The sequence below is a fragment of the Prauserella endophytica genome, from assembly GCF_005146945.1.
Taxonomy (GTDB): domain Bacteria; phylum Actinomycetota; class Actinomycetes; order Mycobacteriales; family Pseudonocardiaceae; genus Prauserella_A; species Prauserella_A endophytica.
This window is the reverse complement of the sequence record NZ_SWMS01000046.1, coordinates 1-22,149: the sequence shown is the minus strand read 5'-3', so window position 1 is coordinate 22,149 and position 22,149 is coordinate 1. Positions and strand designations below refer to the sequence as shown.

The 22,149-nt window shown below is 67.1% G+C and carries 17 protein-coding genes and 1 pseudogene; 8 read left to right on the top strand and 10 right to left on the bottom strand.

What is annotated here, in order from left to right:
- Window positions 1–5 precede the first annotated feature (5 nt).
- Genes FCN18_RS36975 through FCN18_RS36960 form a run of 4 tightly spaced genes read left to right on the top strand, consistent with a single transcriptional unit; the run spans window position 6 to window position 8,079 of the window.
- Window positions 6–1,259: a DUF2398 family protein gene (locus FCN18_RS36975; RefSeq protein ID WP_158303266.1), complete on the top strand. Its 1,254-nt coding sequence runs from the start codon at window positions 6–8 to the stop codon at window positions 1,257–1,259.
- Window positions 1,256–5,692, top strand: a complete 4,437-nt coding sequence (locus FCN18_RS36970; protein ID WP_137097347.1) for an SbcC/MukB-like Walker B domain-containing protein — start codon at window positions 1,256–1,258, stop codon at window positions 5,690–5,692. Before FCN18_RS36975 ends, FCN18_RS36970 begins: the two co-directional genes overlap by 4 nt.
- 24 nt (window positions 5,693–5,716) lie before the next feature.
- Window positions 5,717–6,937, top strand: a complete 1,221-nt coding sequence (locus FCN18_RS36965) for a TIGR02679 domain-containing protein (RefSeq protein WP_137097346.1) — start codon at window positions 5,717–5,719, stop codon at window positions 6,935–6,937.
- Between the two features lie 53 nt (window positions 6,938–6,990).
- On the top strand, window positions 6,991–8,079 hold the full coding sequence (locus FCN18_RS36960) for an exonuclease domain-containing protein (RefSeq protein ID WP_137097345.1): 1,089 nt from the start codon (window positions 6,991–6,993) through the stop codon (window positions 8,077–8,079).
- Between the two features lie 27 nt (window positions 8,080–8,106).
- On the opposite strand, the gene FCN18_RS36955 is transcribed toward FCN18_RS36960, so the two are convergent.
- Window positions 8,107–8,664, bottom strand: coding sequence for a class I SAM-dependent methyltransferase (locus tag FCN18_RS36955; RefSeq protein ID WP_137097344.1), 558 nt, complete (start codon window positions 8,662–8,664; stop codon window positions 8,107–8,109).
- A gap of 173 nt (window positions 8,665–8,837) precedes the next feature.
- On the opposite strand from FCN18_RS36955, the gene FCN18_RS36950 reads away from it, so the two are divergent.
- From FCN18_RS36950 to FCN18_RS36935, 4 genes are all read left to right on the top strand, one after another.
- Complete coding sequence (locus FCN18_RS36950) at window positions 8,838–10,382, top strand: site-specific integrase (RefSeq protein ID WP_206078082.1); 1,545 nt, start codon at window positions 8,838–8,840, stop codon at window positions 10,380–10,382.
- An 89-nt stretch (window positions 10,383–10,471) separates the two neighbouring features.
- Window positions 10,472–12,169: a hypothetical protein gene (locus FCN18_RS36945; RefSeq protein ID WP_137097342.1), complete on the top strand. Its 1,698-nt coding sequence runs from the start codon at window positions 10,472–10,474 to the stop codon at window positions 12,167–12,169.
- Window positions 12,166–14,358 carry an integrase gene (locus FCN18_RS36940; protein ID WP_206078081.1) on the top strand — a complete coding sequence of 731 codons (2,193 nt, stop codon included), beginning with the start codon at window positions 12,166–12,168 and terminating at the stop codon, window positions 14,356–14,358. Before FCN18_RS36945 ends, FCN18_RS36940 begins: the two co-directional genes overlap by 4 nt.
- Window positions 14,355–14,792 carry a hypothetical protein gene (locus FCN18_RS36935; RefSeq protein WP_206078080.1) on the top strand — a complete coding sequence of 146 codons (438 nt, stop codon included), beginning with the start codon at window positions 14,355–14,357 and terminating at the stop codon, window positions 14,790–14,792. The genes FCN18_RS36940 and FCN18_RS36935 overlap by 4 nt, the downstream gene beginning before the upstream one ends.
- A 261-nt stretch (window positions 14,793–15,053) precedes the next feature.
- Here the strand turns inward: FCN18_RS36935 and FCN18_RS36930 are convergent, their stop codons facing one another.
- The 9 genes and pseudogenes from FCN18_RS36930 to FCN18_RS36890 all read right to left on the bottom strand — a co-directional run.
- Window positions 15,054–15,440 (bottom strand): CorA family divalent cation transporter, encoded by a 387-nt coding sequence (locus FCN18_RS36930; protein WP_206078079.1) that lies wholly within the window; start codon window positions 15,438–15,440, stop codon window positions 15,054–15,056.
- A gap of 188 nt (window positions 15,441–15,628) precedes the next feature.
- Window positions 15,629–16,387 (bottom strand): GAF and ANTAR domain-containing protein, encoded by a 759-nt coding sequence (locus FCN18_RS36925; RefSeq protein ID WP_137097341.1) that lies wholly within the window; start codon window positions 16,385–16,387, stop codon window positions 15,629–15,631.
- A 28-nt stretch (window positions 16,388–16,415) separates the two neighbouring features.
- The gene (locus tag FCN18_RS36920) at window positions 16,416–17,153 is read right to left on the bottom strand and encodes a GAF and ANTAR domain-containing protein (protein WP_206078078.1); all 738 of its coding nucleotides are present in this window, start codon (window positions 17,151–17,153) and stop codon (window positions 16,416–16,418) included.
- 21 nt (window positions 17,154–17,174) lie between these two features.
- Window positions 17,175–17,615 carry an STAS domain-containing protein gene (locus tag FCN18_RS36915; RefSeq protein ID WP_158303265.1) on the bottom strand — a complete coding sequence of 147 codons (441 nt, stop codon included), beginning with the start codon at window positions 17,613–17,615 and terminating at the stop codon, window positions 17,175–17,177.
- Entirely contained in the window at window positions 17,612–18,610 is a 999-nt protein-coding gene (locus FCN18_RS36910; protein WP_407675814.1) for an acyl-CoA desaturase, read from the bottom strand. Before FCN18_RS36910 ends, FCN18_RS36915 begins: the two co-directional genes overlap by 4 nt.
- A 636-nt stretch (window positions 18,611–19,246) precedes the next feature.
- Entirely contained in the window at window positions 19,247–19,696 is a 450-nt protein-coding gene (locus FCN18_RS36905; RefSeq protein ID WP_228714325.1) for a hypothetical protein, read from the bottom strand.
- A gap of 74 nt (window positions 19,697–19,770) precedes the next feature.
- Window positions 19,771–20,103, bottom strand: coding sequence for a GlsB/YeaQ/YmgE family stress response membrane protein (locus FCN18_RS36900; protein WP_323808404.1), 333 nt, complete (start codon window positions 20,101–20,103; stop codon window positions 19,771–19,773).
- A gap of 492 nt (window positions 20,104–20,595) precedes the next feature.
- A complete protein-coding gene (locus tag FCN18_RS36895) occupies window positions 20,596–21,087 on the bottom strand; it encodes a three-helix bundle dimerization domain-containing protein (RefSeq protein ID WP_137097338.1) in 492 nt (163 codons plus the stop codon).
- 90 nt (window positions 21,088–21,177) lie between these two features.
- Window positions 21,178–22,083, bottom strand: a pseudogene (locus tag FCN18_RS36890) (AI-2E family transporter); the annotation flags it as partial.
- Window positions 22,084–22,149 lie beyond the last annotated feature (66 nt).

Here is a 22,149-nt window from a genome sequence, read left to right as displayed (position 1 = left end):
TCCGGGTGTACGACGAACTTCCCGACTCGGTGCGCAAGCACACCGCGCAGAGGGCATGGCTGGGACTGCTGGCGTTTCCGATGCTGACCTACCAGATCAATCCGCGGCTTTATCGCGCCGTGCTGGACAATCGCGGCACGCTGACCCGGTGGGCGGCACGCGTCGGGTACCGGCTGACCACCTCCGTCGGGGTAGTCCGGTTGCATCGCGATCCGGCTGGCCCGGAGTTGACCGCCGCGCCAGTGACCGTGGAGCCGCCTTCCCGCCGGGAACTGGTGCTGCGGATCCTGCTGGCCGCCGTGTGCGAAGAGATCACCGGCAGCACCACGGTGCAGTACCTGTCCGATGCGGTCCGGGCAGCCTCGATCAGTCCGGCATGCCGCGTCACGCCCTACAACCCCAACCCGGACAAGGACGAGGGCCGCCGCAAGGCGCGCATGGAACGCCAGACGTTCCTAAAAGCGGTCGATCACGTGGTGCGGTGCGGCGTGCTGATCCGCCGTACCTCCGATGACGCGTTGCTGCGCCAGTGGGAGGACGACGGGGAAGGGATCGGCGGCGGTTTCGAGGTCAATCCCGACGCATTGCTGCAGTTCATCGACCCGCACACCGTGCATCGCGTGTTCACCGCCGACAGCGGAGACGTCGACGATGTTCGGACGGCCACACGGCGACAACGCATGCTGCGCCGGCTGCTGGAGGACACCGCGTTGCTGTACGGCGACCTCCATCCCGAGGACGCCGACTACGCCCGCACACAACGGTCTTCCCTGGCTGCCGCCGTGGCGGAGATGACCGGTGGCACAGTGGAGATCAGGGCGGAAGGGATGCTTCTGCGGCTGCCGGAGGACAGCCCGCCAGGGCTCGTCGTGGCCTTCCCCGGAAGCAAGCGATCCTCGTGGTTCGCGCTGAACATCCTGGATGCCGCGATCGCTGCCGGCCCACCGCCCGATGCTGTAGGCCGGGTCGCGGTGGCCTCAGCCGTCGTTGACGAACTCATCGCGGAAGTCGCCGCCCGGTACGCCGAAGCGCTCACCGACGAGCTGCGCGGTGGCGTGGGCCGGCTGCGCACAGCAGTCGAACCGATTCTGCAAACCGTCGGACTGGTGCGCGTCAGCCCTGGTCGTGAGTGGATCATCCAGCCCACCGCCGCGCGGTTCCGCAATCCGCGGGTCAGCTTCCAACCGGTCCTCACCGCCGACAACGGCGAGTCGGACACCGACTCGATGATCACCCTTGAGATGGACGACAACCGATGACCCACGCCGATAGCTCTGCAATAGAAGAGCAAGCCGACGCCACGGTGGACTGGCGCGAGCAGGCCGAGCGCGGCGGCCTGCCGATGCCGGGACGGCGCCGCTGGCAGCCTTTGCGAGTCGGTGTGGTCAACCTGTGGGAGTTCGACCGCGCCGAGGCGTGGTTCGCCGACGGTCGGCTGCAACTGGCTGGTGCCAACGAGTCCGGCAAGTCCACCTTGATGACCTTGACCACGTTGCTGCTGCTCGCCGGGGACGTTTCCTCCTACAACATCGATACTCTCGGTTCGGCCACCAAGAAGTTCCGCTTCTACGTCGAACCCTCGGACCACTCGATGGACCGGCGCGAGAAGAATTTCAAGAAGTACCGCGGCTGGGCATGGGCTGAGTACGGTCGGTCGACCGACGACGGGCCCGAGTTCTTCACCACGCTGCTGTTTGCCCAAGCTCGCGTGGGCGACAACGACATGTCGCCACCGACGTGGTGCACCCTGTTGGGACATCAACGCGTCCGATCAGGACTGACATTGGTCGAGTCGGGCTTCCCGGTGGAACCCAGCCAGGTCAAGAACATCGTCGGATTTGAGCAGCATCCGTCGGGCGAGAAGTACCGTGCCGCCATCGCTCGGACGATGTTCGACGGGGATGCCGCGGTGCTCACTCAGCTCATTCGGGTACTGAGGGTGCTGCGGACGCCCAAGATCGGTGCGCGGTTCGAAGTGGATGATCTGGCTACTGCGTTCCGTCACGCGCTTCCTGCCATCGATGACGCCGAGATCGAGCAGTTGTCCCAGGACTGGGACGAGTTGGAGCGGATGCGCACTGAGCAGGACAACGCAGAACAGGCCCTGGCGGCGATCACCCAGTTCACCAACAAGTATTGGCTTGCGTGGGCGCACAGTGAGATTCGGCAGGCAGCAGATCCCGTGCTCGCCACGCGCGACGATCTGAGGCAGGCGCGGCGCAACGAAACGAAGGAACAGTCCACACTGGACAAGTGTGTCAACGAGCTCAAGTCGGTCGATGAGGAGATCGGCACAGCGGAGACGGGGCAGCAGGAGGCTCGAACTCAGAAGGAAACGCTGCAAGAGCAACAAGAGTACAAAGAGGCAGCGAGCGCCACTGCCAACGCGCGCTCGTTGCGAGAGCAAGCCGACAAGGCCGCTGAGCGGGCTCGGCGGGCGGCAGGGCGCGTCGACGCGGCGAACACTCAGTTCGACAAGGCTCGTGAGCGCCACGACACAGCACGGGATAAAGCGGAAGAAGCTGATAGGAAGCGTGAACAGCTCGGTCGGGCCGTGGCGACCGCGGCGGGTGATGCAGGATGCGGCGAGCTCGTCGATGAACTCGTCGAGCGCGGGGATATCACCCGGCTGGCACACCTCGCTTCGCACCGCCAGAAACTCGCCGATCACTTGCGTGGGCTGCTACACACAAAGGATCAGGCCGAGGAGCGAGCTGGCCTTGCGTACGAACAATTTCGCGACGCAGAGACTCAACACCGGGCCGCCCTGGACGCCTCGGCCCAGGCCGACAGCGAAGTTGAGCAGGCGATCGCCGCGGTAGCTCACCGACTGGCGACGTGGACGTCACAGTTGCCCGAGGGTCCGCCATCAGCTGATCTCATCGAGACCTGGATGGCGCAAGTCGCCGCCATCGCCGAGGCGCCGCAGCCAACACCGGTGCTCAAGGAACTCTTGCTACACCAACACTTCCTTCCTCTCCAGTCCGAGCTCGCCGGACAGCGACAGCGCCAACAGCAGGAACTCACCGCCGCCGTAGCCGTGCGCGACCGGATCGTCGGCGAGATTGAGGAGTTGTCGGCACAGACCGAACCGTCGCCGCCGTCGCCATCCCTGTGGTCGCGTCGACCGCGTCCTGAAGGAATCAGCGACTCCGGTGCACCTTTGTGGCGACTCGTGGATCCACTGCCGGGAACCAGCACTGAGCAGGTTGCCTTGCTCGAAGCGACTCTGGATGCGGCCGGCCTCCTCCAGGCGTGGGTCACACCAGACGGCAGTTACCGCACCGACCGCGACGGCCACGAGACCGTCTGGCAGCTCGACCCCCACACCCGTGGCGCCGACACCGCTAACTCCGGCGAGTCTCAGCCCGACAGCCAGGACGCTGGATCGCCTCACCGACAGCGGACCCTGCGTTCTGTGCTGGCACCTGCAACGGGATTACCCGACAACCTGCGCGACGTGGTGGAGCAGTTGTTGGTCGGCGTTGCCTACATCGAAACCCTCAACGAGGACACAAAGTCAGCCAAGGGCACCCATGCTGCGGCAGTCGAGGGGACGCACGGCAACAACATCGGCACCACGCGTGCCATCCTCGCCCGCGATGGCCGCTGGCAGTTCGCCGGCCTAACGGGCGGCGCCGCCCCAGCGCATGACGGCGCGGAACTGCTCGGCACGGCAGCACGGGAAGCAGCACGCGAACGTCGCCTGGAGCAACTCAACATCGCTCTCGCTACCGCCGAGGCCCAAGTCAACGGACTCACTCAGCAGGTCGCCGACCTCTCCGTCCGCCTCGATGCGCTCAACACCGCTTACAACAACAACCCGCCGTCGGATACCGCAGTGGTCGCTACCGTCCACGCGGCCCGCCAGGCCGCCGAGCTCGTTACCAGCAGGGCACGCGAGCTGACCAAAGCCCAAGACGCGGTGCGCAAGGCTCGTGACGCCGTGGAGACCGCGACACGCGAGGTCATCTCCTTCGCCGATGAGCACCAGATGCCGCGTCATCCCGAGGGATTGGAGGCCGTGGCCGCCGCCTTGGCAGCGCTGCGGACCGGCATCGGCGAGTTCGACGCCGCAGGGCAGGTGGCGGCAACACTGCACCAAGCCTTGGCCCGAGCAGAGCAGGACCTACGGCAGCGCGAAGAGGAACTCCGCACGGCAAGCGAGGAGTCCCGCTCCGAGCAGGAGGAAGCGCAACGCCTCCACACTGCGGCAGAAGAGGCTCGCGTGGCCTTGTCCTTGCAGGGGCAGGAAATCCTCAATCGCGTCGCGGAGCTAGACAGCACGATCAAGAGTTTCGACACCAACCTGCAGCGCCTGCGGGAGACGCAACGAGACCTGCTGGAGGCACGCACGACGGCCAAGAGTCGGGCGGACACCGCCACCCAGCGCAGGCAAGCGGTCGAAGGCCAACATGCCGACGCTCTGCAGCACTGGTGGGAACATCTGGACACCGGAATCCCCGAACTCTGCGGCATCACCGTTTCCCCGGAACGATCAGCCGAGACCGCGATCGAGGACGCCGACGCTGTCGCCCAGGCCATATCCATCGTCGGCTGGGAACCCGGTACTCCGCAGGCGGCCAACCACGCACGTCGAAGATGGGAAGCATTGACCGGTCAGCTCCCGGTGCTGCGCTCCCAACTGGAAGCCTTGTCCAGTAGAACCGCCACCTTGTCTGAGCCCAGTGACACTGACCCGACTCAGCGGCCTTCAGTCGATCTGATTATCGATGGGTCCGGCAGGCCCTACCCACCGCCTGTCGCCGTGCGGATCCTGCAGCAGCAACTCGATCAGCTCAAGGCCAACTACGACGCCGAACTCGACCACGCGATCAACGAGTTGCTGGGCAGCACGTTCGTCGAACACCTCCGGGACAGACTCGTCGAAGTCGAAAGTCTGCGGCTCCGCATCAACGACAAACTGAAGGCTAGCCCGACCACGACCTCAGCCCTCACCTTGCAACTGGTGCGCGTCCCGGTCTCGGAGGAACGCGACGCCAACGAAGTCCTCAAGGTCCTTGAGGATGAGGGCGTCACGTTCATGCCCGCAGCCACGCAGGCGCAAATCAAACAGTTCCTCGCCGGTCGTGTCGCAGAGGCTCAGGAAACCGCACGCGCCCACGGGGAAACCGACTGGCGCAAACGCTTGGAGCACACACTGGACTATCGACGCTGGTTCGATCTCAAGCTGGAATACCGCACGGCCTCGACGGGCAAGTCGGGCAAACCCATGTGGGTGGCACTGGAACGCGCCGAACACGACACCTTCTCCGGAGGAGCCCGTGTCGTCACCCTGCTCGCTCCGTTCATCGCCGCCTTGCAAGCGATGTACGACCAGCACCCCGACGCACCTCGACTGATGTGGCTCGACGAGGCGTTCGACGGGGTGGACCCACCCAACAAGACCGCCCTGTTCCGGCTCCTTCGCGCCTGCGACCTCGACTGGATGATGGCCGGACCAGGGATGCTCGCCAACAACCCCGAGGTTCCCTTCGCCGCCATCGTCACCACCTGCCGCGCCCCCAAGCCGCTGCCCGGCGTCTTCTTCGAAACCATGCTCTGGAACGGCAAGGCCACCACTCACATCACCACCCCGGATCCCGCCGACCTCCCCGAGCTCGTTCGCCCGCTGCCCGACGGCGTGCAGGCCATCGCCCTGGACGACGGCCTGTTCGACACACCCCAGTAGCCCCCTCACCTCATCCGCGAGCCGATGAACACTGACGACACCCCGACCGGCACCATCAACCAATCGGACACAGCAGCGGCTCACACCCAGCTGCTGAATTGGGCCGCCAAAGCTGGCCCCGCCAAGATCATCACCGCCCTGCGCAAACACCTCGAAGACGGCCACAGCTGGGGCAAGACCACCTTGCCCGTCGAGCTGACCGAGGAGGAACGACGACAGGTCCGGGCGCTGCTCGGCACCGCCTGGGACGCCTCCGGCCGCGGAATCACCCCGCACATCTTCAAAACCAAGATGCTCAAGCTGGGCATCGACACCGCCACCGCGGTCCGTCTGCTCTACGGCGATGAATTGATCAACCGACGCGAGCAGCGCCGCGAACACCGTGCCAACGCCAGCGCTGAACGCCAACAGGCCCTCACTGTCCTGCTCGACGCCGGCATCCATCCCACCTCGGCAGAAGCCTGGATGCGCCGCAAAGGACTGCCACCAACAGGCCGCGGCCAACTCCTGGCGCTGACCCGATCCATCGCCGCAGCGTGGCAACACCTACCCCACGGCACCGACACGATCATGCTCAGCGTCCTCGCAGACGCCGCCTTGGACGACCCCCATGCTCTGGATCGCCGCGCCGGGCGCATTGGCCTCGACATCCTTCGCCTCGCCGACGGTGACGGCCACGAAGACGCAGACTACGACGGTGACGGCTGGCGGACCGCCTGGGAGGCCCTCGGCGTCATCTGCGACCCGCTGTCCTCGCGCGTGCTCGCCCTCAACCTTCCACTGACCGGTTCCGCTCCGGCCTGCGCGATCACCGCCGCAGCCAACCAAACCGGCGAACCCGTCTGGCTGACCTGGCGTTCCCTCAACGGCGACTTCGCCCTCGACCACAACCAGCGCGGCCCCGACCCACGAGTCGACGTGTACGTATGCGAGAACCCCACCGTCGTCGCAGCCGCCGCAGACACCCTGGCCAGCCGTTCCTACCCGCTGATCTGCACCAACGGTGTCCCCAGCGGAGCAGTCCGCAAGCTGCTCGCCGGCCTCGCCGCGACCGGCACCCATCTACACATCCGCGCCGACGACGACACCACCGGCCAGGCGATCGTGGCCCAGTTGATGGCCACACTGCCGCACGCCTCGCTATGGCGCTACCAACAACGACCAGCGGAGACCGTCAACAACAACCCGGAGTACGAAGAACGCGTCCTGAACACGCTGCTGATGGACCTTGCTAATACGAACTGATCAACGAGGTGCACGGAGCCGAAATTGTCAGACCTCACTACTACGGTGCGCGCATGAGCAGTTCCCCTATGTCATGGGCTGACGGGCCCATGGTTGCGCTGGACCTGGAGACCACCGACATCGACCCGCGCAGGGATCGCCTGGTAACGGCGGCGGTAGTGGTGATCAGGCCGAGTCGGCCCGGAGAACGCCCAGAAGTTACTCCGCACACCTGGCTAGCGGATCCTGGCGTGGACATCCCGGCCGAGGCCACCGCGATCAACGGCATCACCACCGAACAGGCGCAACGCGAAGGACGTTCGGCTGCCGAAGTGATAGCGGAGGTCGCCGCGCTGCTCACGGAGGTGTGGACCGCAACGACACCGTTGTGCGTGTTCAATGCCGCCTTCGACCTGACCATGCTCGACGCTGAGCTCGAACGCCACCATGGCCGCAGCCTCATGCTCAGTGGTCCGGTCATCGATCCACTGTGTATCGACCGCCACCTTGACCCCGAGCGTCCCGGCCCACGCAACCTCGGCGCCGCATGTGCCCACTACCAAGTGCGGCTCGAAGGCGCCCACACGAGCGTCGGCGATGCCCTCGCGGCGGCTCGCTTGGCGTGGCGGCTTGCCAAGACACATCCCAACGGCATCGGGACGGTTGCCCCGCACATACTTCACAGTCACCAAGCCCGCTGGTTCCGAGAACATGAGTTCGCCTACGCCGACAAGCTCGACTACCGCGTCCGCCGCATGGCCTCCGAGGGAGGCGACGCTGCCGACATCGACCGACTGAAGGCCCGCGCCGCCGACGCCCGTGCTGCCGCACGCTCCTGGCCGTTGCTGCCTGCTGCGACGGACGCTAGCCGGCCAACCCGGCGCCGCTTGCCACCCCGACCCGGCGGCCCCGCCAACTCACATGCCAGTTGGACCCCTGACCAGGAAGCTACCCTTCGCAACGAGTGGCTCGCGGCCGATCCCGCGGCGGTCGCCGAAACGCTCCGAAAGGATATCGCTGAACGTCACGGCCGGTCGCCCGGCGCGATTCGATCCCGCCTCCTGCGTCTCATGTGCGATCCCGAACTTCCTGGCCATACCTGCGACGAAGATCGCGCAGCGCAGCTCAAGCAGATCTATGACGCGGAGTACGGCAGACGCTAGGCACGTGATGGCTGAGAACATCTGGGATCACGAGGGCGTGTCATCAAAGGTAAGCACGAACCTGCTGTGGGTCTTCTCGATGGCGGGGCCGGCGAGCTCGCTGTCCGGGGTGCCAGCCGGGTAGACGATGAGCGACGGCGTGCGCTGGTTCCGCTCGGGCCCCCAGGCCCTGATCTCATCACATAGGTACTCGGTGAGCTCGGCCGCAGCTGGACCGTGGCCGATCGCCCCCAGTTCCCAGCACACCTCGCCGCCAGCTTCCAGCCGGCGGGCGGTGAGGTAGACGAGCGTGTCGCCGTCGACCAGGGCCATGCGCCACCATCCCCCGATCGGGTCGCACACCTCGGGCGGGACGTCGGCGTGGACCTTGATCCGGCATACACGCGGGTCGGTGACGGTGAGCCGAAGCCAGAGCCCATCGTGGGACTCGTTGCTGGCGATGGTGATCCCGGACCAGGCCGTGACACGCGGCTGGTCGAGCACGCCGCGCAACGCGTCGATTTCTACGGTTTGGTCGCGGTCCCAGTGGAGCGTAACCAGTTCATCCGTTGTGATCGGATTGCTGAGTTCGCCTTCGTCCTCCACGCCCTGCAGGTACACGAAGCCGCACAGGTGGAGCGAGTCGGAGATCAGCCGGCCGTCGGTGTACGTGAAGGCGACGCTGCGGCCCTGCCCGCGCCAGCGCAGTTCCCTATTGAATGTGGGTGTTGATCCACTTCGAGAGGGACGGTGGCGTGGCGGGCTGGCGAGTGTTTTGGGTGCCGCAGGATGCGGTGCGCAGTGGGGTACGACGACAGGTGCTGGCGGGCTGGGCGGACCTGTCGGCGCGGGAGTGCGAGGCGGGAGTACGGGCGGGGGACCCGATCTTCTTGTCGCCGGAGTATCGCGTGGATCCGCTGTTGAGTCTGTACGGGCAGTCGAAGCGGTTCCGCGAGTACACGACGGAGACGCGGCGGAATTACGCCACGGACATCAGCTTGTTTCTGACGTTCTTGTCCGGTCGCGGTCGGGTGTGGACTGCGGCGAGCGAGAGGGATGTGGAGGACTACGAGCACTGGCGCCGGTTCGCGGAGCGGAATCCGAGCCGGGTCGGGGGCTCGAAGTGGGATCGCGAGCTGGCGGCGTTCGCCAGCTTGTACTGGTGGGCGGTCAACAACAGTCACGTGCGGCGTAGCCCGCTGGCGATGAAGCAGGTGGTTGGTCGTGAGGGTGCGGTATTGACGGTGCCGGCGGCCAGGGCCAAGGACGCGCGGCCGAGCAATGTGCACTGGCTGACGCCGCGGACGTGGCGGCGATGGATCGATGTCGGGCTACGTGGGCACACCCGTGACAGGGTTCCGGAACCGGGCTGGGTGGGCCGGTTGGAGGACCGCAACGTCGCGTTCGTGCGACTGCTGGTCACCTCGGGGCTGCGACGGTCGGAGGGCGGGTCGCTGCTGACGTTCGAGGTGCCGGCGCGACATGTGGACGGTGCGCGCTATTACCGCGGGAAGGTCGCGGCCGAGGTGACGCGGTCGAAGAAGCCGCGCACGTTCTACGTCGCCGCCGACGCGGTCGGGGAGATCGAGGCGTATGTGGAGTCCTCGCGGGCGTGGGCGGTGCGCCAGGCGCAGAAGAAGGGGCGTTACGACCGGGTGCCGGACAGGCGGGTGGTTACCGAGGTGACCAGGGGCCGCAAGCCGGTGGTGCGTTGGCGTGACGAGGCTGGCGTCACTGGTGAGCGAGGGTTGGATGATCTCACGGCGAGGGAGCGGATGACGCTGTTCATCGAAGGGCCGCGGGGGCTGGAGCCGTTGTGGTTGTGGCTCAACGAGCAGGGCCTGCCGTTCCAGGTGCATTCCTGGGAGGGGGTGTTCACCGCCGCGAACCGGCGCTGCGAGCGGGTGCTGACTCCGCCGAACCGGATGGGCTTCGATCCGCATCAGGTGTTCGCTCCGTACGCGACGCCGCACTCGGCGCGGCACTCGTTCGCTCTGTTCATGTTGGTCGTGTTGAACACCCTGATGGATCTGAAGTACGGGTTGAGTCCGGAGGAGCGGCGGGATTTCCGGCAGCAGCTGTATGGGGATCCGTGGTTCATGGTGCAGTGCCTGTTGGGGCACGCGTCGCGGGAGACCACTGTGGATCGGTATCTGGCGCCGGTGGCGGACCTGCAGCTGCGGTCGATGCTGGCCGGCGCGGCTGAGCCGGTGGCGGCGCCGATGCCCGAGCTGGACGTGGTGTTCGCGCGGATCGCGCGGGAGTCGGAGGGCATCCAGGACCTGGACGATCGCCTGCGGCCTGCGTCCGGTGGGATCGCGTGAGTCCCCGTGTGAGTGGCCGCGGGCGCCAGGCGTCGCTGCCGTCGGCCGATCATGCCCGCCCGGAGTATGTCGCGCCGGACGGTATGGTCGTGCTCCACTACAACAGCGCCGGCCGGGTGCAGGAGTACGACTTCACTTCGCTGCCGGTCGCCGAGCCGCTGCAGCGCTCGCTGGCCGCGCTGTTCGCTGCCCGCTGCACACCGCACCATTGGACCGTGCACGCCACCTCCACAATGTACTGGCGGCAGCTTCAGACGTTCACGAGCTTCCTGTCCCGGCAGGTGCGGCCACCGCGTGACGTGGACGAACTGACCGCCAGCCTGTTCGAACGCTGGCGGGAGCGTGTGCTGGCCACGGCGGGCGGTTACACCACGTTCACCGCGGTCACGAGCCTGCTGCGCGCCGACTCCCGGCTGCAGACCGGGCCGATCGCGGACACGCTGGCGAGGCGCGCCCCGCGACCCCGCAGCGGGATCCAGTCTTACAGCGAGGCCGAGTTCGACCGGCTCAAGCTCGCCGCTCGGCGCATGTTCCGTGCTGCGTTGCTGCGGATCGAGCACAACGCCGCCCACCTGCACCGCTGGCAGGCGGACGAGTTCATTGAGGGCAGCCGCGACTGGGTCCTTGGCGAAGCCTTGGACGTCCTCGCCCGCACCGGCGACCTCATCCGCCACCCCGGCCGCCGCCCGAGAGGTGGGCAGGGCATCGTCTACAAGTACCGGACGGCGTTCGGGGGCATGGCCGCGGCGGTGACGTGGCAGCGGCTGTTTCTGTCCCGCATGGAGGCCACCGCGCTCGGGGTGCTGCTGCTGGCCGAGTTCGGTTGGAACCTCTCGGTGATCGACCGGGCCACGGTCCCGCGGGCGTCGCCCGACCCGGGCGAGGATGGCCGGCCGACGTACCGCATCCCGATCGAGAAACGGCGCCGCGGCGCGGGCCGCTTCTACGAGACCCGCAACGTCACTGATGACGGTGCCGCCTCGCCGGGTCGGCTGATCACTCAGGCGCTGGCGGCTACCCGGTTTGCTCGCGCCATCGTCGCAGACCGGTCGCCCGAAACCGATCTGCTGGTGGTGTGGCGAACGCATGTCGTCGGTCGGGAACGCGCCGACGGTGACCGGCAGCCACCGGTCGGTCCGTTCCATTTCGGGGTTCATCGCGACACCGGTGCACGGTGGGCGCACGCGGTGGGGTTGCGCGGATCGCCGTTTCAGCGGGGACGGCAGACGGTGAACGCGCTCGACCGCCGCGAGCCGGGCCAAAACAGCCAGGACACGCACGACCGGCACTACGTGCTGGTCGACAAGCGGGTCCAGGCCGAGGCTGTCGCGATCATCGCGGCCGGTGCGGAAGAGGCGACCGAGCACGCACGTCAGACGGTACTGGTGGCCGAGCTCCGGGACGCGCCTGACCCCGGCGACGTGGAGACCGCGACCGCGGACTGCGCCGACATCGAGCACAGCCCCTACCCGCCACCTGGTGGTGGTTATGGTAGCGGTTCTGGTGGTCGTTGTGGGGCGTCGTTCCTGATGTGCCTGGGCTGCGTGAACGCCCGGATCCATCCCGGCCACCACCCTCGGCTCGCCCACCTGCACCACGCGGTGGACAACCTGCGCTCCGTGCTGGCCCCGGCGGTGTGGGAGGCGGACTGGGGCGCGACCCACGCCCGCCTGGACGACCTGAAGACCAAGCTCGGCGACACCGTGTGGACACGAGCGAAAGCTCACGTCACCGACGCCGACCGGGAACTGATCGACCTCATGCTGACCGGAGACCTGGATACGTGAACACCGGACACGTGACCGCCGCCCCGAACATCGCCGCTGACACTGACTCTGACATCGACTCCGGTGACCGCTATCTCTTACCGCTGCCCGAACCCGGCACTCCGGTGGTCCAGCCAGAGTTCGTCGTGGCGATGCACGCTCACCTCAACGCCCACTACGCCGACCCCGCGTGGCCGCTCGGCCCGCTGACGGCCAACCCCAGCACCAGCAAGAAGGTGATCCACTGGCGCAACTGCCCGGCGGTGTTCACCGACGAACTGCGACTGGCCGCCTGGACGATGATCAACGGCCAGCTGTGGCCCACGTTCCTGCAGACTCGCGGAAACCGGCTGCGCTCCCGCCTCAGCGCCTCACAGATACACGAGACGATCTCGGCCTGGATACGACTGACGATCTGGCTGGAGACTTGCGGCATCCGGCGTCTCGCCGACTGCACCCCCAGCGTCTTGGATGGCTACGGGCAGCACCTACTCACCATGCACATCAACCGCAACCACACGCACAAGGTGTTGGGCGCGGTGACCCGGCTGTGGGCGTTTGACCAGCTGTGCGCCCGGCCTGCCGGGATCGGGCGGCCTCCGTGGGACGAATGCGGAGCCGATGACTACCTTCCCGCCGCCACAACAACCGGTGGGGAGAACGAGACCGAGCCACTGGCCGAACAGACCATGGGCCCGCTACTTGTGTGGGCGATGCGCATGGTCGACGACCTGGCCGAGGACGTCCTCGCAGCCTGGGCGGAGACGCAGCGGCTGGCTGAGGCCGCCCGGACCACTACCGGGACATCGCAGGGGAAAGCCGCGTTGGAGGCGTTCCTCGCGCCGCTGCTCGCCGCCGGATCCCCGCTACCCGCCAGCCGCATCCGGGGCGAGGTCTGTCTCGCCACGACCTACCTCAGCGGCATCACCGGAGCCTCACGTTCCCAGATCGACAAGCTGAACCAGCGCGAAGGACTCGCCGCGATCGCCGCGCAGCGGCCAGGGCCGTGCCCGTTGGACATCCCGGTGACCGGCCGGATTGACGGCGCGGCGTGGCGGAAGGCGCTGGATTTCACCGAGGCCCCAGTGCTGATGCGGCACCTGGGCACCGCAGCCTTCATCGTCTGTGCCTATCTGACCGGGATGCGCACCGGTGAGGTTCTGGGTATGCGAACCGGTTGTTGCCCCAACCCGGAACCCAACACCGACAAGAACACCAACGGGAACATGGGACGGCACCTGATCCGCACCTACGAGTACAAGAACGCCGTCGATGCGGACGGCAACCACCAATCCGGCGGTGTCGAACGCGACGTGCCCTGGGTCGCGATCACACCCGTGGTCAACGCGGTCCGCATCCTGGAACGTATGGTCCCCGACGGGAGCCTGCTGTTCGACCGCCGCGTTCACGATGTGCGCTACCACCGGGCCGGCACGGGGTCGCTGAAGCCGGTGGCCATCCGGCACCGGATCGAGGATTTCGTGGCCTGGGCGAACGCGGAAGCCGTCACGCACAACCTGCCGGGCGAGGCGATTCCCGCCGACCCGCACGGCCGGATCGGCACCGCCCGATTCCGCCGGTCGCTGGCCTGGCACATCGCTCGCCGCCCCAACGGCCTGGTCGCCCTGGCCATCCAGTACGGGCACCTGCGCACCGCCGTCTCCGGTGGCTACGCCTCGCGCGGACGTGGCGGCATCCATGAACTGCTGGACATGGAGACCGTCCGCGCGGTCGCCGACACCGTCGCCGACCTACACGACGACCTGGACAGCGGCGGCGGCGTTTCTGGTCCGGCAGCGCGACGTGCTATCACGGCCGCCGCGACCGCCCCGCGCTTTGCCGGCACCGCGATCACTATCCGCACCGCCCAGCGTCTGCTGGCGAACGAGGACGCCATGATCTACGACAACCCGCACGCGTTTCTGCTCTGCCACTACAAACGCGAGCAGGCACTGTGCCACCGCGACGGCATCAAAGACACGGTCAAAGACACTCCCAGTCTGGATCACTGTGTCCCCGGTTGCGGCAACAGCGTCCGCACGGACCAGCACGCCGCTCAGCTCCGTGACCGCGCTGACCTCCTCGACACACGCGCACGCCACGCGCCCCATCCGATCGCCGAGCGGCTACGCACCAACGCCAGCCGGCTGCGAGGCTACGCCGACATCCACGACCGGACCCGAACCACGCTGGAGGGCACCACCAGATGAGTCCTGCACGCGACGAACGCGATCAGGAACGCGGCCGTATCCGTGCCGCGATGGACCGCATCCTGGCTGGCACAGCGGAGAACTCCAACGGCGCCCTGACGATCGTCGCTCTCGCCCACGAGGCCGGCGTCCCCCGCAACGCGCTCACCCAACGGCACACCGACCTCAAGACCGAGTTCTACACGCGCGTCCGCGAACGCAACGGCACGTCCGAGGTGGAAGACCGGCTGCGCAAGACCATCACCCGGCTCAAGAACACCATCGCCAACAAGAACACCGAACTCGAGCAACTCCGGGCGGACGTGCCGGCACTGGTCCGCGCGATCAACGTGCTCACGCTGGAAAACCAGCAACTTCGCGAGGCTCGCGAGCAGAACCTCCCGACCGTCGTACCGATCCGGTTCCGACCGCACCCACCTCACGCGGACAGATGATTCCAACAGCGCTGCACAGACATTGGCCAGTTGCTCACGCCCCGCCGCGACCATCAAGCCACGCCGCTCGACGGACAACAGCCGCTAGCCGCGTTCCTCAACTTCACGGGTCAGCACCCAACTAGGGCTGGACTCAACGGGTTCCCGGCCGCAGGTGCGAGTGGTGTTGTAGATCATGTCGGTGCGGAGTGTCGCGATTGGACAGTGGCCTGTCCTCGGGTATCAGCGATGGCTTGCCCTGTGGGCCGCTTACGTGTGCGGTCAGTCGGTTTGGGCGGCCTGGATCGCTCCCTGGATGGCATGGCCGATGCGGTCGGCGGCGTGGTCGGGGCTGGGCTGGCCGGCGTCGAGCCAGGCGATGACCGCTTCGAGGGTGAGCGTGGGGACCAGCCGTGCCGCCCAGTCCTGCCAAGGGCCGGTCGGAATCGCGCCTACGAACAGGTGCAGCTCGCCGAAGTCGACCTGCTCGGTGTCATCGTGGTAGTGCGCGGAGCGCAGCACGATGAACAGTGTGTCGTCGTAGCGTTCCAGGTTCGGGCGCTGGTGGGCGGTGATGGCGTCCTCCGCCGCCAGCTCGTGCAGCCCGAGCTGGGTGGCCGCGGCCATCAGCTGTGCCTCGGCCGGTCGGTAGAGACCGATCCACGCCATGCTGTCCGGCCGCTGCTCCAGCAGCTGGAAGGTGTCGGCCAGCGTGGCCGGCGACGCGGCGGGTCGTCCATCCAGATAGACGACATTGTTGACGACGCTGTTGTTGATGCTGGTGTTCTCCGCGGGTGGTTCGAGGTGGTCCTGGCCGGTCGAGCCGGTGGGGGTTGGTCGAGATGCTGTCCTGTCGGTCAGGTTTGAGGTTGCGCTCTGGGCTTCGGGTTCGGGCTTGTGCGGACGTGGTTGTCGTCGAGGGTGCCGTCGATGATCTGTGCGGCGACGTCGCTGAGGCGGCGGTTGTGGCTGCGGGCGTAGGCGCGCATGACCTGGAAGGCTTCGTCCATGGGCAGGCCGGCGCGTTGGGCGAGGACGCCTTTGGCCTGTTCGAGTTGGACGCGGCTGGCGAGGGCGGTCTGCAGCTGGGTGGCGAGCAGTTCGCTGGCGGCGATGGCGCGTTCCTGGAGCAGTCCGACGGTGGCGACGTCGGCCATGGCTTGGCCGAGGCTCAGATCGGCCTGGTTGAGTTGGCCGGGTTGGAGCCGGAACAGGTTCAGCGCGCCGATGGTCTGGTCGCGTAGGCGCATCGGGAGTGCCTGCGCGGAGTGGAACCCGAGCCCTTGCAGTTCCTTGGTGAAGGCCGGCCAGGACTGTCTCATCGCGGACTGGTCGTCGCGGGCCACGGGGCGCCCGGACCGGTAGCAGTCCAGGCAGGGGCCTTCGTTGTTCTGTAGTTCGTAGAGTTCCAGCAGGCGGGCTTCCTCAGTGGAGGAGGCCATCACATGCAGACCACCCTTGCCGTCGGCGAGCATGATCCCAGCCGCGTCGACGTTGAGCAGCTCGACGCTGCGGGTGGCCAGGGTGTGGAGGAAGTCGATGACGTCGAAGTCGGCCACCAGGGTGTCGGCCAGGCTGACGAAGGTGCTGGCGAGGAGTTGTTCCCGGCTCGTCATGAGCCCACCGCCTGTGTCTCGTTGAGGGTCATGACCGGTCGTCGCGCTGTGTGATGGCGCCGAGTTCGCTGTCGTCAAAGTACAGGCGTCGGTTGACTACATCGGCGGCGACGGCCGACACCGTCCGTCCCGTAGCGTACGCGTGCGCTCGCAGCCGCAGCAGCGCCTCGGCGAGGCTGATACCGACTTGAATCGTAATCATCCCGGTTGCCTGATGAACCTCAGCCTGGCTGTCGATCGGCCCGGTCAACGCGGCGCTCACACCACCGTGCTCGTCGTGATCCTGCAGGTGCAGGATCACGACGGTGGCGGCATCGGCGAACGCCAGTGCGTCGGCGAGTTCGAGGGTGGCGAGTGGTCCTGGGGTGTCGCGGTAGAGGTCCAGGACGCCGACGTGGATGGCGCCGACGCGTAGCGGGAACGCGAAGATGGCGTGTACCCCGGCGTCGAGTGCGGCGGCCCCGAACCGCGGCCACCGCGCCGACCCGGCTGACCCGGTGGCCGCGAGGTCTGGTTGCAGCACCGGGCGACCACTGCCGGACGCCTCCACGCATGGCCCCTCACCGAGGGCGAACTGCAGTTCTTCCAACTGCCGGGCCCGTCGGTCGGTGGCGGCGAGGACCACGCCGCTGGGCCCGTCGGCGGTCATCAGCGCCACCCCGACACCAGTGACCGGCAAAGCCGACAGGCATTCCGCGCCCAACCGGGCGGGCAGCGCGACCTGCTCACCCCCGCCGTCGGCGATCACCGACAGGATCTCGGCCACTCGAGGACTGCGCATGGCGGATTATCCGTCTGATCCGCAGCCGGCGCGCAACAGGGCGTGGGTGAGGTCGGGGCTGATGTCGAACATGCCGTCCAGTCCGGTGATCCTCAGTGGCAGCAGCACCGGGCGGGTGGACGCGACCAGGCAGAGCGTGACACCCGCCGCCACCGCTGCCTGTCTGGCGTTCACGAGCACGGTGAGCCCGGCGGCGGCGAAGAACCCCACGTCGGTGAGGTCGATGATCACCTGTGGGACGGTGTCCCGCAGGTGCGGGTGCAGATGATCTCGCAGCTGTGTGCTGGTGAGCGCGTCGACCTCGCCGCGGACCGTGAGCACGGTCGCGGCGGGTGGGGCTGGATGTGTGGTGATGGTCAGGAGCTGACTAGCTGGGTGCGGGTCTGGCTGGGCGGTGGCCGCGGGTGGGGAACGGTCGGTCGACAGGTGCGGGAGGACGGCGATCACGGTGTCATCTCCTCGTGCGGGGCATCGTCTGGGGTGTCCCGGTGTGTGGTCCGGTCTGTGGTGGCGGTGATGCGGGCGAGTCGGGCGGGGTTGGTCCAGCGCACGTCGGTGGCCCAGCCGAGTTTTTCGAAGGTCCAGATGACTCGGGCGGAGATGTCGATCTGGCCTCGTAGGACGCCGTGGCGGGCGCAGGTGGGGTCGGCGTGGTGGGAGTTGTGCCAGGACTCGCCCATGGACAGGATCGCCAGTGGCCAGAAGTTGGCGGCCTTGTCCCGGGAGGCGAAGGGCCGGTCGCCGATCATGTGGCAGATGGAGTTGATGGACCAGGTCACGTGGTGCAGGAACGACACCCGTACCAGCCCGGCCCAGAAGAACGCGGTCAACGCACCCCACCAGGACCAGGTGAGCAACCCACCGAGCGCGGTGGGGACCGCGATGGTGAGCGCGACCCAGAGGGGGAACAGCCGGTCGATCATCCGGATGTCGCGGTCGGCGAGCATGTCTGGGGCGAAGCGTTCGGTGTTGGTGCTGACGCGTTCGAACAGCCAGCCCATGTGGGCGTGCCAGAACCCTTTGGCCAGGGCGACCGGGCCGGTGCCGAACAGCCACGGTGAGTGCGGGTCGCCTTCGCGGTCGGAGAAGGCGTGGTGGCGGCGGTGGTCGGCGACCCATCCGATCACCGGTCCCTGTGCGGCCAGTCCGCCGGCGACGGCCAACGCGATCCGCAGACCGCGTGTGGCCTTGAACGCGCGATGGGTGAAGTGCCGGTGGTAGCCGACCGTCACCCCGAGACAGGAGACCACGTAGAAGGCGGCGGCGAGGACAAGGTCGGTCCAGCCCAGCCCCCAGCCCCATGCGATGGGGACTGCCGCGACTAGCGCGGCGAACGGTATCAACACGAAGATCTTGACCAGGATCTGCTCGCCGACTGTTCGGCCAGGAATGATCATCGGCTTCGGTTCGGGAACAGGTGCTGGTGGCGGGCGAACCGTCATGGACGAAGTCATCAGAATGTCCTATCGGGACCTGTGAGGAGAGTGTCCGACGCGAGCCCGACGACCGTGGCGGGAAGACCGTCCGCAACGGATGACAGTGCGACCGGCGGCGGGATTGGCGGCGGGATTGGCGGCGGGATTGGCGGCGGGATTGGCGATGTGACCGGTAGCGCGGTCAGGTGTGCGCGGACCCGGTCGATCATGAGTTCGGCTTGGGCCGCGGTGAACAAGCCTAGTTCTACAGCACGCAGGATGGTCGCGACCGTGCTCTGGTGGGGTCCGGCGATCCTCGAGACCGGTGCGGTGCTCAGGATCGGATCGATGTGTGCCATGGGGGTTGGTCCCTCGGTCGGCTAACTCGTACCGGGGTCCCGGGCATCTACGCCGATGGTACGCGCTCGACCGGAGGATGTTCCCCACTGCTCCGGTAAATTCTCCGAGTCAACCCTGAACGACTGTCCATATAGACAAAACAAACAGTGCCCAGGCGGCAGGGCTGATCGCCGCCGAGCAGAGGTGTGTCACGTGATGCTCGCGTTGGCTACCCCTCTCTTGTGCTCGGGCTGGATGGGATCGGTTGAGTCTTGTCCTGTGCCGCCGTGCGGACGGCGGCGGGATGGTGCGCTACGCCTGCCGCTAGCGCATGAGTTCGTGTGGGTTGGGTAGCGCGAAACGGCGGATCAAGCTCGTGACCACCGCGCCGAAGGCCAGCCACACGATCGCCGCGAAGCCGTCGTTGAGCAGTACCCGGATCTTCACGTCAGCGGGGGTGAACAGGTCGTTGAATCCCAGGGACACCGCGGTGGCGAAGTCGCGCACGAACGACGCGACCCCGTTGGCCGGGTTCGCCTCACCCATCACCATGACGATGTGCGCGACGAGCACCACGGCGAACAAGCCACAGATGACGTTGACGATCGTGCAGACGATCCGGACCGTGCGGGTCCGGTCCGACCGCCGCTGTTGGCGGTCCAGGGCCTGGTCCTGTGCCTGATTGTGGGGCGCGGTCCGTGGCGACGGGCTCTCGACGAGTGGTGGTTCGACCTGGCCGGGTGCCAGGTTCGGAGACGGCTCTCGACTTGTCACGACCGTGGTGTCCCCGCCGGCAAATGGACCGGGACGGCGGAGTCCGCGCCACCGCCGCCGGGTTGGTGAGCCCGTCATCGCCGAGCGCGCCAGACACCGCGCCCGCGGCTGGACCTACGACTGGATCTGCGGTTGGATCCGCGGCCTCTGTTGGTGATCGCGTAGTAGATCCCCAGCAGGACGACCGACCCCACGATGGCGATGAGCCAGGTGGACAGGTCGAAGAAACCGCCGGTGGCTGCGATGCCGAAGAACTCCGAGGCGGCCCAGCCGCCGACCAACGCCCCCGCGACGCCGATCAGGATCGTGACGATGACGCCGTGCTTCGCCCTACTACCCAGCAGGTACTTGGCGATGACGCCGGCGATCAGACCGAGCACGATCCAGCCGATCACACTCATGCTCATGATGACTCCTTTGGTGCGCCAGATCGCGAACTGCTTCCGGTGATCGGGCCACAATCGCTTCCGGACAGCTCACCCCGGATACTCGAAGAAACGTCGTGAATAGACCGAAGGCTGAGGGGAAGAGGAATTCCCAACTACGCGGACGCCCAGTTGGGCCGTACGCGAATGTCAGGTGGGATGGCTCGGGAGAACATGCCCGCGATCTCCTTGGCGCGTCGACAGGCTCGACATGTTCTTCGCCAAGGTCCGGGGCGATGCCCGATCGCACCAGACCCCGCTCCCGTCGAGCCATGATGGAACTCGATCGAACGCTGTGACCAGGTGCACCCTCAGCCTAGACCCCCACGAGACCGCCGGCAGGGCAGGGCGAGACCGGTACCGCCAACCGCCACACACGGGGCCGACAAAGACCGGTCGAAACACTCCCGACGTGCGCCGGGTCTCCTGTCACCGCGGTCCTCGTGGTCGCTGTGGTCGCTGCGGTTGGCCTGATCAGGCGGCTTCGATCGCCACGGACTCGGTAGCGACCCGGACGACTTCGGCTGGGCGGCGGCAACCGAGCGTCGTAGTGACCACCACCATCTCCGCTGTGATGGGCGCGCCGCTGGCAGCGGCGGGATGGGTCGCGCCGGGTATCGGCGCCACCGGCCCGCCCAACCAGCCCACGTCGGCGCTAACCGAACCGGCGCCGGCACTGCCCACCCGCTCGGTCCACGATCGTGCCCTTTGACAGTTCTCGGAGCTTGTTGCGGGCGTCGATGGATACGACGGGCGGGGGGTGCCGAGCCGAGTCCGCACCGAGCGCTCCACCAGGATGGGTACAAAAGCGTGTATCCGGGCGTTGGCGAACCGGCCTCGTTCCTCGGCTATCACGTGGCGCACAGCGGTGCCGCGTCTGGGGCCGTACTCGTCGACCAACCGTGCTTCGATGTGGGCGTACTGGTCACCTCGGGCGGTGGCGTTCAGATCGGGTATGTCATCCATGATCATCACCTTCCAACAGCAGCCTGGGGAACCATGGGCCGACTGGTCTTTCGGGCAGTACACGCTCTATTTGGACTGTTATGCCGTTGATCACGTGGCGTTCGTGTCGTCCGGGCCGGTCGGTGGAGGTTGGTTGTGGTCGTCGTGCAGGACGTCGATGGTTTCGGGTTCGGTGTGTTCTTCGTGTAGAAGCGATTTGATGCTGGCGTTGAGGACGGCGAGGAGTGGGACGGCGAGGAGTGCGCCTGCGATGCCGGCGGTGATCAACCCGGTGGCGATGGCGAATACGACGGCGAGTGGGTGCAGTCGTACGGCGCGGCCGAGTAGCAGGGGTTGGAGGACGTGGGCCTCGAGTTGGTTGACGCCGATGACGACGGCGAGCACGACGAGTGCGGCGATGAATCCCTTGGCGACCAGTGCCACCAACACGGCGACGGTCCCGGCGAGGATGCCGCCGATGATGGGTACGAACGCGGCGAGGAAAACCAGCGCGGACAGTGGGATCACCAGCGGGACACCGATGATCGCGAGCCCGATGCCGATGCCGACCGCGTCCACGAGCGCTACCGCGGCGGTTGCCCGCACGTAGTTGACCAGCGCCGCGAACCCGCGGCGGCCGGCCACGTCGACCCGGGCGCGCACCCGGGCGGGCACGCCGCGGGTCACGAACCTCCAGATGCCCGGGCCGTCGTACAGGAAGAAGATCAGGACGAACACGGTCAGCAGGAATCCGGTGAGGATCTCGCCGATCGTGGTCGCGGTGGTGATCGCGCCCTGGGTGATGGCGGCCTGGTTGTCCTGGATCGCGCCGATGGCGTCGTCGATGAACGTCTGGATCTGCTCGGCGCGTAGGTGCAGTGGCCCGTTGGTCAGCCAGTCCCGGATCTGGTCAAGGCTGGCCACGACCTGGGACTGGAGTAGTGGGAGTCCGTTGACGAAGGTGATGATCACGAAGGTGAGCAGTCCACCGAGGACGGCGATGCCCGCGACCATCAGGCCGTGTCATGACAACTGTGTAAGCCGCGGATGGACCAAGATCGGATTGCCCGACGCGATCCAGAA

Coding starts and splice junctions, on each gene's coding strand:
- FCN18_RS36965 (WP_137097346.1), top strand. CDS start 5,717: ATGAACACTGACGACACCCCGACCGGCACCATCAACCAATCGGACACA.
- FCN18_RS36900 (WP_323808404.1), bottom strand. CDS start 20,103: ATGAGCATGAGTGTGATCGGCTGGATCGTGCTCGGTCTGATCGCCGGC.
- FCN18_RS36930 (WP_206078079.1), bottom strand. CDS start 15,440: ATGGCGTGGATCGGTCTCTACCGACCGGCCGAGGCACAGCTGATGGCC.
- FCN18_RS36935 (WP_206078080.1), top strand. CDS start 14,355: ATGAGTCCTGCACGCGACGAACGCGATCAGGAACGCGGCCGTATCCGT.
- FCN18_RS36970 (WP_137097347.1), top strand. CDS start 1,256: ATGACCCACGCCGATAGCTCTGCAATAGAAGAGCAAGCCGACGCCACG.
- FCN18_RS36910 (WP_407675814.1), bottom strand. CDS start 18,610: ATGACGGTTCGCCCGCCACCAGCACCTGTTCCCGAACCGAAGCCGATG.
- FCN18_RS36960 (WP_137097345.1), top strand. CDS start 6,991: ATGAGCAGTTCCCCTATGTCATGGGCTGACGGGCCCATGGTTGCGCTG.
- FCN18_RS36925 (WP_137097341.1), bottom strand. CDS start 16,387: ATGACGAGCCGGGAACAACTCCTCGCCAGCACCTTCGTCAGCCTGGCC.
- FCN18_RS36895 (WP_137097338.1), bottom strand. CDS start 21,087: ATGGATGACATACCCGATCTGAACGCCACCGCCCGAGGTGACCAGTAC.